7 protein-coding genes are annotated in these 12,571 nt (G+C 42.7%); 1 reads left to right on the forward strand and 6 read right to left on the reverse strand.

The window, feature by feature from the left end; all coding sequences use genetic code 11:
• Nucleotides 1–52 precede the first annotated feature (52 nt).
• From DFQ04_RS10770 to DFQ04_RS10785, 4 genes are all read right to left on the reverse strand, one after another.
• Nucleotides 53–2,233 (reverse strand): DUF5916 domain-containing protein, encoded by a 2,181-nt coding sequence (locus DFQ04_RS10770; RefSeq protein ID WP_133555652.1) that lies wholly within the window; start codon nt 2,231–2,233, stop codon nt 53–55.
• A gap of 45 nt (nt 2,234–2,278) precedes the next feature.
• A complete protein-coding gene (locus tag DFQ04_RS10775; protein WP_133555654.1) occupies nt 2,279–4,663 on the reverse strand; it encodes an outer membrane beta-barrel family protein in 2,385 nt (794 codons plus the stop codon).
• Between the two features lie 145 nt (nt 4,664–4,808).
• Entirely contained in the window at nt 4,809–5,456 is a 648-nt protein-coding gene (locus tag DFQ04_RS10780; RefSeq protein ID WP_133555656.1) for a hypothetical protein, read from the reverse strand.
• Between the two features lie 64 nt (nt 5,457–5,520).
• Nucleotides 5,521–6,477 (reverse strand): calcium/sodium antiporter, encoded by a 957-nt coding sequence (locus tag DFQ04_RS10785; RefSeq protein WP_133555658.1) that lies wholly within the window; start codon nt 6,475–6,477, stop codon nt 5,521–5,523.
• 176 nt (nt 6,478–6,653) lie between these two features.
• Between DFQ04_RS10785 and DFQ04_RS10790 the strand changes: the two genes are divergently transcribed.
• A complete protein-coding gene (locus tag DFQ04_RS10790) occupies nt 6,654–7,229 on the forward strand; it encodes a DsrE family protein (protein ID WP_133555660.1) in 576 nt (191 codons plus the stop codon).
• A 3-nt stretch (nt 7,230–7,232) separates the two neighbouring features.
• Here the strand turns inward: DFQ04_RS10790 and DFQ04_RS10795 are convergent, their stop codons facing one another.
• Together DFQ04_RS10795 and DFQ04_RS10800 are read right to left on the reverse strand one after the other, a co-directional pair.
• Nucleotides 7,233–9,383: a cation:proton antiporter gene (locus tag DFQ04_RS10795; protein ID WP_133555662.1), complete on the reverse strand. Its 2,151-nt coding sequence runs from the start codon at nt 9,381–9,383 to the stop codon at nt 7,233–7,235.
• A gap of 153 nt (nt 9,384–9,536) precedes the next feature.
• Nucleotides 9,537–12,461, reverse strand: coding sequence for an alpha/beta hydrolase family protein (locus DFQ04_RS10800; protein ID WP_133555664.1), 2,925 nt, complete (start codon nt 12,459–12,461; stop codon nt 9,537–9,539).
• Between the last annotated feature and the right edge of the window lie 110 nt (nt 12,462–12,571).

Consider the following 12,571-nt stretch of genomic DNA (forward strand, 5'->3'; position numbering starts at 1 on the left):
CAGTTGGGCTACAAATCTATTAGTTAAACCCTAATGGATTTTCTCAACTTCATTAAATATTCCACCAATAAGTAAACTTCAATACCAGAGATCTATTCTTGACATTGAATGGTTCGGGCAGATAATTGTCTGTGTAGACTAAGAAAAGATCAGAGGCAGGGGCAAATCTCCACTGAAATCGGGTATTCAGGTTGATGTTTTTGATCTGCTCGTTGTATTGGACGAATGTGGTTAGGAAGACAGTATTGGTAAGCGTCACATCAATTCGTGGTCCGACGAGCCAGTAGTCTGTGTTTCCCCAAGGCTCAGGAAGTTGAATCTGATTGTAGGTACTACTTAGGGCTAGGCTGACATAAGGCTGAAATCTATATCCCAAGTCTCCTGTGAAAGTATACAGATTTCCATTAGCGTAGTACCCACCAATTCTTGTTGAAAATCCATAGGTAAAAATGCTTTGAGGTTTGGAGGTATATTCTGTTCTCCATCCAAAAGCATAATTATCGGTTCCTTCCGGTAGCTTTTCTTTTCCAGAATTAGTCGGGTCAAATGGCCTTTGGAGCTTGATGAAGTCGTATGTTATATATGTGGTAAAATTGCTCTGGCTCCTGAAGCGCACATTATAGGAGATATAGGAATTATTATCCGTTTGCACCCCTTTGGTATTGTAGAAAAGAGTCAAACTGCCATCAGGTCCATGACTGAGGATTTTGGCACTTTTTGGAAACCAGCGATAGCCTACCTGAGGGCTGATTTTGTAATACCCTCTTCTAGGAACAAAACCCACTTCGGCAGTATAGTCATTGGATACATATTCATGTTGCCAATTCCAGGTCAGGTTTCCACTAGCGTATTTTAGGTTGGCTGCGTGGACAAATCCATTTGACTGGTTGTCCGGTCCAAAACTCTTTAAAACCATTGCTTTCCCGGTCCAGAGATTATTTCTGGAAAGCAGGTTGTACTCCAAACCTAGATTTCGGTTGAATTCAGAATAAATCGGCTTTTCCTCTTCGACGGCCTCTGGATCGTAGTGAAGGGATTGCTTATTGACAAAAATTGCAGAAATATTGGACCTGGCTCCCACCTGTCTTTGTACAGACATGACCGTGAAGTTCTGGGAGGGAAGTGCGTCTTCTTCTACCTCTCCGGTCTGCATGGTCATTGCTCCAATTCTCCAATCTTTATTGATTTTTCCGCTGACTCTTGCTCCGAATTGTATGGGAGCATTTAGTCCTATTCTTCTAGAGAAAAAAGGTCGAATGGTCGAGTAGCCAAAGTTGGCAAAGAGGTCTCCATTTTCCAGGAAGAATTGTCTACGCTCAGGAAAGAACAGTTCAAACCGATCTAAATTGGTAACCTGTCGATCTACCTCCACTTGAGAGAAATCAGGATTTACCGTTAGGTCCAAATTGAGTGAAGAGGTCAAGCCGATTTTGGCATCCATGCCGATTTCTCTTCTGTAGCTCGGATCGCCTCCATTTTCAAAGTCTTTGGAAACTCCTCCCAAGACATAAGGAATTACAGAGACATTTGGACCTGCTTGGGGCGGAGGATTGTCCCAAGCCAGAATACCCGTATAAGCCAAAGTGGAGGAGGGGAATTGCCTAGGAACTGGTGCCCAACCTGATTTTTCTGTGGTTTTTAGGTCGAGTCTTGAAAAGTTAATTCCCCACTCAGTAATCCCTTTTTTGTAACGAATGGATTTGAAAGGTATCGCCGCTTCAAAAATCCATTTGTCTTCGTAGTTCTTGACTTTAGACGTCCATTTATTGTCCCAGCTTAGATCCATTTGATTTCCATTGGACATAATTCCGTCCCACTGGGCTCCCACAGCATTTGCACCAAAGGAAAACCCGTTGGTTTGATCATCAAAGGGATCCATGAACAGCAAGAAATTGTCATTTTTCCCAAAGCTGAAATCCCTTCTCAAAGACTCCACCATATAAGGACCTTCCACTGCATGATGATTGATCACAATGAGGTAGAGATGTTCTTCATCATAGCTCATTCTTACATCAGTTTTGACTCGTGCAAAACTGGTATCCATCGGCGTGATCATGAAAAAATCAGTCGCGACTTCGGCATCTTCCCAAGCTTTCTCATCCATAACCCCATCGATTAAAATCGGGGAACTGGCTTTTCTAATGTTCAAACGGTATTCTGCATTGATTTTTTGAGCTGAAATTTCAAGAAAAATTCCAATCAGCAGAAGAATTGAAAGCAAAGAGATACGCATGAATACTGGGTTTGCTGAATCAGCAAGGGGTTAGGGTAAGGGCGATTATTGTTTTAGGCGGTAAGCAAAGGTAAGGTTTGTCTGCCGACGGACCATTTGAGATTCTATATCCGTGTAGAAGTTTTCTCCCTCGATGATGGATCTGCTGATTCTTGAATTGAGCACATCGGTGATGTTCAGGATCAAGCTGCCTCTGTCTTGGAGGATTCGTTTACTCGCGGAGAAATCCATAAAGAATATCCCCTTTCGGATTCCCTGAGCAGTTTTTTGCTTCGCATCGTAATTGGCTCTCAGTTGAAGATCCCAACCTTTTCCAAAGGTAAATCGGGAAGTTTGGCGGAAAAGCCAGGAATAAGTAGTCCTGATTTCCAATTGTCCGATGTTGCTTGCATTGATTCGGGCATGGAAGAAGTTGGCATTGAAGTCCAGCTTCCACCAGGAATTGACTTTATAATCCCCGCTAAATTCAACGCCATAAGATTTTTCCCCGGTTAAATTGTAGGGTAAGGTCACAGAAAAGCCATCCTCATTTACCTGACGGATTCGCTCGATTTTGTCTACTGTATTTCTGAAATAGACAGTTGAAAAGAGCGTAGCTTTTTCAAAGTACTTGATATGTCCCAATTCAAAGGCATCTGTATACTCAGGATTCAGGTCAGGATTTCCGCTGAAGAAATTTCGCTGATCGGAGAAGGTGACATAAGGACTCAAGTCGTTGTAAACAGGTCTTCGGATCCTTCGGCTATAGCTAAGCTGAAAAGCATTTTCCTCGGTCAGATTAAAGGTCAAATGAGCACTGGGGAAAAGGTTGGTGTATTTTCTGGGATTTTCTTCTTTCGTTTCTACCAAGATGGTATTGACATCGGTGTGCTCTGCTCGAAGTCCCGCTTGATAGCTCCATTTCCCGCTTTCGTTTCCAACAATTCCGTAAGCTGCCAGAATATTTTCATCGTAAAGGAAAACATTGTCCAAGCCAGGAATGGTGACAAAATCTCCCGACTCATTTTTTTCCTGAACCAGGTAATCGTTTTTCATTTCTCGGAAGCTGGTTCTTAAGCCTGTCTCAAGTTTTCCTTTGTTGGAAAAAGGTTTGACATAATCCACTTGAAGCAGGTATTGATTTTCGAATTCATCATTCAAGGAAGTTTGAACCAAATCATTTTCTGGTATGGGTTTTTCCTCAGGAGTAAACTGAAATTCCGTATAAATCTGATCCGATCTCTCCCAGTAATTCAGGTAGGTAAACGAAGCATTCAACTCATGCCCTTTTTGCTCAAATCTTCTTTTATAGCTTATTATGGCTTCTTTATTGGGTTCGTCTTCGGTTTCATCTTGTCTCCGAAGAGAATATCCAAGAAAATCACTGGTAGTGTTCAGGTAATCCTCATAGCGGATATCCAGAATTCGATGCGCATCACTTCTCCTCCATAGGTAGGATAAGGTAAGTACACTGTTCTCATTGAAAAAGTAATCCAATCCTCCGCGGAGGTTGTTGTTTAGGGTTTTTAGATCTAAAACATTGTTTTGCAAAAGGATCGAGGTAGTACCGTCCTCATTATAAACTTCCTGATACAATTCGCTTCTTCCAGGCTGTCGTCGAGTAGCCAAGCCATAATTGATAAACCAGTTGATTCGGTTTTTCCGGTAATTCAGGTTGGCCGTAAACCCAAGATTTTTGGGGTAGCCTCCAATTACTTCGAATGAGCCGTTGAATCCCTGCTTAGAGTCTTTTTTCAAAATAATATTGATCACTCCGGCCATCCCTTCTGCCTCATATCTAGCTGAGGGATTAGTGATTACTTCTACTCGATCGACCATATTGGCGGGGAGTTGTCGGAGTCCTGAGGATCCTTTGAAACTCACCAATCCGGATGGTTTTCCATCAATCAAAATTCTCACATTGCTGGAGCCTCTCAGTCGTACATTTCCTTCGGGGTCAACCGCAACCGAAGGCAGATTCATCAAAATGTCCGATGCAGTTCCACCGGTATTGGCTAAATCCTTCCCGACATTAAAAATCCTTTTGTCCAAGGAAAGCTCCATGATAGTTTTTTCACCCTGAACTACCACCTCATCGAGATTTTCTGCAGAAGTTGTGAGGGATAGGGAGCCTAAATCCAAGTTTGAATTTTCTCTGGAAAGGAGGAAGACTTCTGTTTTCATGGCCTCATAGCCCATAAATTCTACTAAGCCATAAAATTTCCCAAAAGGCAGGTCTACTGAAAATTTCCCGTTTTCATCGGATATTCCTCCTCCGATGAGGCTGTCTTTTTCCGAGTAAATTCCGATTGTAGCAAAAGGTAATGGGGAGGAATTGGACTTGTCCTGAACCAGTCCACGGACTTTTCCCCGGCCTTGTTGAGAAAGAGTGAGGTGAGAATTCAGCAAAAAAGCTGAAATCAAAAGGAAAAACAGGTACTTGGGCTTCATAGGTTTGTGCTGTATACAGAGATTTTCTGTATTCTAGATCACAAGATAATCAGCCATTTAGAAGAGCTTTGCTGAAATTATATCAGTGGTTTATTTTCTTGACTTGGCAAAATTTCATTCTACCAATTGGATGAATAGTAAGGATCTATTTGGTCATTATCCCAATTTTCAATCCAAGGGTAAGGTTGGGTACAGTAGACCAGCCAAGGTAACGGTATCGGTCTCCGGTAAAGGATCCGCTTTCTACAGGAAAGCCTGGTGTTCCCCCTTCTAAAACTTCTACTTGATTATTTCTGTGCCGAAATCCCACCCCGAGGTAACGATCAATCACAATATTTTTGGACACAAACTTTTCCCAGCCAATTTTCAAACCATGTCCAATTACTTTGAAATCGATGGCAGCGCGTTCATATCCTATTCCCAATTCCCCGTTGAAATAGCCATCATTTAACCGTTCAAAGTTTTTTTGAACATAGAATAATTCTGCGGCGACATACCCTTTTTTTAGATGGACCTTGATTTCATTTCGAGATCTGAAAAAGGCAAAATTTTCATTACTTCCTCTTCCAGCTTCCATTCCAAAAAGGCCTCCATTGATTCCAATCTCGCTTTGCGTACTTACTTTTCCACTCCAGAAATATTCGATTCCGCCTTGAATGACGATCGTTTCGGGTTCGAAAAGTGCAAGCGGCGAGATCTTTATTTGCAAGTCATTTTTTGAAAAAAGCCCCACCTGCGCAAAGCCAACTGAGGCTATGAGAGCCAGCGAAAGACTGAAAAATAGTCTGAGCATAAAATAGCAATTGAGTTAGAAACTAAAGTATCTAACTCAATTGAAACTAACAACTAAATTTATATTAAGATTCTAGTCCGACCAGATAACCTGTGTATAACAAATAGGTGGAAAGTAATAAGAAGGCCTCCCAACGGTCCAATTTGTGTCGTTTACCTGTAAACATGGCGAAGAATAAAAAGATGGTTCCTCCCATGAGTATGTAAAGGTCGGTGTCAAAGGAGACATTGTATTCCAATGGTCGAATCAACCCGCTTACCCCGAGGATCAGGAATATGTTGAAAATATTGGAGCCGATAATATTTCCAATGGCGATATCTGCATTTTTCCGCATTGCAGCCACTACAGAGGTTGCCAGTTCGGGAAGTGAGGTTCCTGCTGCTACGATGGTCAGTCCAATGATTTTTTCGCTTACTCCAAGAGATTGGGCCATGGCAACGGCATTATCTACCACCAGTTTTCCCCCACCCACGAGTCCTGCCAAGCCGATAATGATCAATCCCCAGATTTTGGCGGTAGAATAGTTTTTGACTTCCTGAGTATCTGAAGAGGGTTCGGATTTTAGTTGAGTCGCCACATAGTAAAGGAAGGCTCCAAACAATACCAATAAGATGGCGGCATCCCATCTGGACAATTCTCGGGACTCGGTGAGGAAATAATTATTGGCTAAAAAGAATAAGCCAATGGCTGCAAAAAGGGAAAAGGGAATTTCTTTCCAGACCGTACTTGACTGAACAGACAAAGGAATAATCAAGCCTGAAAGCCCCAAAATGATAAACAAGTTGAAGTTATTCGAACCGATGATGTTGCCAAAAACGATATCAGGGTAGTTGCCTGAAGCTGCAACAGCATTTACTACAAGTTCGGGAGCGGAAGTTCCAAAAGCCACAATGGTCAATCCGATAGCCAGGTCGGAGACATTTTTTTTCTTTGCTAAAACCGACGCTCCGTCAACCAACCAATCGGCTCCTTTGACTAAAAGAACCAAGCCTACAATCAATAAAATGATCTGAAGAAACATAGCCAAAATGGGATAAGAGTAAGATTTTTTAGTGGATAAATTCTTCAAATGTAAATGGAAAAAATAGCTGTTTTTCTTGCCCTTGAAAAAATATTTTTTGGCTTTTAGAAATCCTTAAAAAGTTGAAAAACAAGGAAAAAAAGCTAATTTCCAGACTTACCTAAACCTCATTTGCTATGAAATTGATCCTTTCTTTTGCCATTATTCTTTTTTCGGGAATTCAAGCTTTTGCCCAGGGAGATATGCCTCCCCATATCAAAGATAAAATGACCTACCCAGTCCTTGATTTTCATCCTTGGGTTGGGGTGATTCCAGTTGAAAATCCAGCTTTACCTTATGATCCGACCTTGGAATATCAGGTGGCCATCGACCTCTATGGAAGAGTGAAAGATTCCACTGCGATTCATCCGATTATTTTAGAAGTAGCCCGAACCTATAATCTGGGAATCGCGAATGGGGTACCGAAAGAAAAGCTAAAAATTGCCGGGGTATTTCATGGCGGGATCACTCCTGCAATATTTACCGATGAGGAGTACCAAAAGAAATATGGTATTCCGAATCCCAATCTCCCGGCCTTAGCAAAGCTTAAGGAAGTTGGAGTGGAGTTTTATGTCTGTGCCCAAAGCATGACCTTTTGGAACTATTCCAAAGACCAAATCACACCTATGGTTTCTCAGGCAATGTCTGCGAAATATGCTTTCATTACCCTCGATCAAAAAGGGTACAGCTATTTGGATGTAAGCGGAGATTGATTTCTATTTTCCGGGAAAAAGTCTAGAAATCCCAGCTCGAATCAATTCAAATCTACTTCTGGGACCTGCCAAATTGCTGTGCAAAAAGTCGTGAGACTGAATAGTTCTTGCGTCCAAGGGATTTGGGAAAACCAAAACAAAACTATGGTCCTTGAGCCAGGTTTGCACCAGTTCAGGCACCAAATCCATGTTGGGGTGGTAGGAAGGATTTCCCCTTCTGCTCAAAACCATGATAAGGTTATCATCCGGTTTGAGGAGGATATTCAAATTGCCGGGATCATCCCAACTTGGGAAAGGTCTGAAATCTGCCCGAATTGGGTTGTTTTCAAGGATTTTTAAAAGAAACGCTTTGGTGTCCTCATTGACATAAAAGATCATTCTCCGCCCGGAATTCTTGGCAATGTTCCAGATCTTTTTCAACCAAAACGGAAAGCCTAATTCTTCCTCAGCCCGGGGTGGAATCAATACCAAATGCCTTTTGTGGGATGAAAAAGGCTGATGGGGCTTGTAGATATAGGTCGTCGCATTGACCTTTTCCAAAAGAGAATTGGTCATTTTTCCCAGAAAAGAATCGTTCAAATTCTGCTGAATATGAAGACCGAGAATCAGGTCGGTGATTTTATTTTCATGAACGACACTGGCTATGCCATGCACCACATCCGAATCATAGCGGAGCAGTTCAATCAGAAAATTATCCGTCGCAGAAGCTATAATACTCGCTTTATTCAGGGTCTTTTGGGCTTTGACCTCGGCATCCTGTTCCTGATTTTCGGGATGTAGAATGCTCAATCCGTAAAGAGAGCTCTCTTTTCTTGAGGATTTCAGGAAAACAGAAAGGGAGAGTAGCTCCTCCGCCGTTTCTTCATTTCGGATAGGGATGAGGAATTTTTCTGGCCATTCTTTAGTGGAGCTTTCCGAGAGACCTGCTTCGGATAGAATCAGTTTTTGTGCTCCTTTTTGGGCTTCAAGTGTGGCAATGGTACAGGTCACCAAGATCATGACTATGGTCCCGTTCAAGACAGATTCAGAAAGCAAGCGAATGGGTTCCCCTAATTCATTTGTCCCCAAAACCGTATTGTACCCAACCAAAACCGCCGCTAAAGTTGCAGCAGCCTGAGCGTTACTTAGGCCAAAAATGATTCTTCTCTCAGCAATGGAATAGCCGAATGATTTCTGTGCAGCCAAAGCAGCCAAATACTTTGCGGTAGTGGCAACTATAGTCATTACCGTTGCCACAAAAATGGTTTCCCGATCACTGATGAATACCCGAAAATCTACAAGCATTCCCACGCTGATTAGAAAGAAAGGGATGAAAATCGCATTACCGACGAACTCGATCCTATTCATCAAGGGAGAGGTTCTTGGGATGATTGGACTGAGTGCCAACCCGACTAAAAAGGCTCCGATGATGCCTTCCATTCCGGCAAGTTCAGCCAGCAAAGCCCCCAAAAAAACCAAGGCCAAAACGAAAATGTATTGGGTGACTTTATCCTCATTTTTCTTGAGAAACCAATCTCCAAACTTGGGCAATAAGATCAACACCAGCACAGCGAATACCACAAGTGAAACAGCCATTTTGACCCAGAAAGCCAAATTCACTTCTCCTTGGGCCATGCCAACGATCACTGCGAGTATCAGCAAAGCCAATGTATCTGTGATCAAGGTACCCCCTACGGTGACTGTCACCACCCTATTTTTTGCGACTCCAAGTTTGGAAATAATGGGGTAAGCAATCAGGGTATGGGAAGCAAACATACTGGCTAGGAGTATGGATGAACTCATGCTAAACTCGAAAAGGAATAGTCCTGCGCCTGTTCCCAAAATCATGGGAATCCAAAAAGTATACATCCCAAAAATGAAACTTTTACGGCTGTTTTTGCGGAATTCATCCAGGTCGATTTCCAGGCCAGCCAAGAACATGATGTAAAGCAAGCCTGCTGTTCCGGATAGTAAAATTCCACTATCCCTTTCCATCAATTCTAGTCCCTTGGGACCAATTACGGCGCCTGCGATAATCAACCCCAAAAGCGGAGGGATTCTCAGCCTATTCAGTACCATAGGTGCCAAAAGGATGATCAGCAAAATCAAAAAGAATTTCATCCCCTGATGGGTAATCGGAAGATCAAATTCTAGCATTCCAAGAAGGCTGATCATAGGGGATGTATTAGGCTTAATGAAATCGGACGAGCTATCCGATTCTTTTCAAAGATACTTACTCTTTTCGCTCAAATAAGATGGGCTTTTTCAAAAAAAAATCCCCCAGCCTAAGCTGAGGGATTCTAGATTTTAAAATTCAAACTTCAGGTTTCAGAAGGCTCTTTCTTCTAAATGCTCTCCCAATTGAAGTCTTGGTACTCCTTTACTCATCCAATCTGGAGCAGCTTGGCCCTTCAAATGGTGATCAAAGAATTCCATCATTCTGACGGCATAGTCTTTTCTGTTTTCTGTTTTGCCCAAACCATGGTTTTCACCTAGGTATTGAACCATAATCACGGGCTTCTTCAATCTGCGAAGTGCGTTGTAATATTCCACACCTTGTGTAAAGTCCACCGCTCCGTCTTTGTCATTGTGCAAAAGTAAAAGGGGGGTTTGTACATTTTTCACATGGTAAATCGGGCTATTCCGCTCGTAAGCCTCCCAATTTTCCCACGGTCCTCCCCGGAATCTTCCCTGTGATGCCTCGAAAATGGACATATTACCACTTCCAGAATTCCAATAAATCAAATCATACATGGAAATCATATTGGTTAAAGGAGCTCCTGCTGCAGCGGCTTTGAATCGAGGGGTCTGGGTGATCAGGAAGGAAGTTTGGTAGCCACCCCAGCTGTGTCCATGGAGTCCCATATTTTTCTCGTCAATCACTCCTGTTTTGATAGCAGCATCCACCGCTGGTAGCACGGCCCAAACGGCTGACATTCCCGGATCATCCAGTTTGTAAACAATATCCGGAATCAAGACTGCGTAGCCATTGCTGGTGTACAGGTTAGGATTCCAGCCTGTACCGCTATAGCTAGGGTTGGACCAGTTGTGAAGGGTTTGGGAAAGCTTCTCGTAGTAGTAAACCACCGTTGGATACTTTTGTCCTTCCACATAGCCTGCCGGCAAGAAAAGTGCAGCCTGCAAAGAATCACCTTTGGCAGTTACATAATCGATCAGCTTCACACCTGAGGACCAAGCAAATTTACTGGCATTCGGTGCATTTTGGGTGAGTTGCTTGGGATTGGACAGATTGGCATCAGTTAGGTAAACTTGAGTAGGCTCGTTGAATTTTTCTTTGGTGAATGTGTAAACGGAAGCTTTCTCGGCTTTATCCAAATCCATAATTGCAGCATCTTCCCAAATCAAGGATTTTGCGCCAGCCATCAACCCACCCTTTTTGGCAGGAGAAAGTGTCGCAATTCCACTTTTCTTAGTACGCTCTCCATAGGTTCTGACATAAACTGTTTTAGTTAGGTCAATTCCTTTTTCGTCAGGATTCAGATTGAATCGGTATTGGTATTTGATTTTGGAGGCCCTTCCATTTTGGGTCAAATTGATTGGAGATTCCTTGGCGTTCATCGGTACTTGCCAGATATCCCAACCGTCATTTAACAAGACGTATTGGCTGTCGCTGCTCCATCCCCAGGGGCTGACCATGGGTTTTTCCACATTGTGATCGTCTTCCACATTGACAAAAGTTACCGGAAGCTTTTCCGTGATGTTGCTATGCGATTTTGTAGCGATGTCATATACATAGAAATGACCATCTTTTCCATAAAGCAACTTTTTTCCATCGGTAGATGGGCGAGGTATGGAGCCAAAAGAAGGCTGGTAAAATTTCTCGAAAAGTTGAGTTTTTTCTCCTGTCTTTAAATCCACGATGTAGTAATCGCGGTATTGCTGCCCATCCAGATTGATGTCCAATTCATAGGTTTGCTGGTCTGAGCCCAAAGCATAAAGTTCATGAGGTAAAATATTCAAATCCCGCATGCTGCTGTCCTGAAGTGCGATGTGCTTTTTGGCAGAGACATCATACATGGCCCAGAAACTGTAGTTTTTGTCCATGTTTTCCATGACCTGCTGACGGCTTTGGAGACGGTCATCATTCCAATGCCAGATTGTCATTTCGGGCTTTTTGGCATCGTTGGCTTTTTTATCATCGACTTTTCCTGTGTTCAGTTTTGCTATGGCTTTTTGTAAATCTGAAAGAGATTTTATCGTGGTGTCTGCCATGATTTTAGTCAGTTGCTCGGTTTCAGCAGCCTTTACCGAATCTGCATCCACCTCCTTTTTAGGCGTTTCCTTTTCAGCTAAAACCAAAGGATGAATACCGTAGAAAAGACGGGTCAAATCCTCCGACCACATCGGACGACGGTTAGGACTGATGGTATATTTCTGGTCAAAACCTGTGGAATCTTTCGCAGCTTCATAAAGCGTGACTTGAGGGTTGCCGAGATTTTTCACGCCTACTATAGTTCCCAAATCCTGCTTGTACTTTTTATCCTTCTTCATTTTAAGGGCAGCAAAAGCATCGCCTTTTTCAGTCCAATTCAGACTCTGATAGCCCGCTTCATCAGTATCTAAAACCTGGATGGAATTATTGGAAAGATTAAGCAGGTAAAGGCCATTTCCCTGGGAATTGGCAGCATCCACGGTGTAAGCAAGATGAGTTCCCGCTTTGTTGACAGCATGCTCGCGAACGTTGCCCAAGTTTTGGGATTTCCCGGTGGTCAAGTTATGAATCAGCAAATCAGATCCCTTTGCATCTCCATTTCCCTCCTTTGGTAAATTGATCAAGAGATGGGTAGATGCCTCGGAATTGAAGCTAAATCCACCTATACCTTCAAAGGTCTTTTTGTCCTCGGTTCCCAATTTGATCAAGTGAACTTTCTCCTTCAAAGGTTTTCCTTTGGCTTTTTCATTGGCCTTCTTTTCAGAAAACTTAGGGTACTCTCGGAAAGCAATCCATTGGCTGTTTTCGCTGAATTCAAAGCTAGGGAAGTTGGCATTTCCGATGGGGAAAGACTTTTTGGAAGTGGTGTCGGCCACTTTTTGGAGAATTAATTCTCCGTCAGCTTCCAGGCCGGTGAGTACATAGGCCATCCATTGTCCGTCGGGGGAAAGTTTAAAGCCTCCATTGGGTATGGATTTCCAGGTGGCAACGTCTTTCCAGGACATGGGTTTTTGGTTCTGGGCAATCGCAAAGGTTATTGAAAAAGCGAATAACCAAAGAAAGAGTATTTGTTTTCTCATGGGGTAAAGTTTTATTGGGATTGGAAAATAGTGGTTTTTTCTTCAACCAATATCAAAATATGTATAGCGGTAAAAATAGTTGCAATACTGTTGATTTTTAAGTAGATTTT

Origin of the sequence: Algoriphagus boseongensis (assembly GCF_004362805.1) — a bacterium.
Taxonomy (GTDB): Bacteria; Bacteroidota; Bacteroidia; order Cytophagales; family Cyclobacteriaceae; genus Algoriphagus; species Algoriphagus boseongensis.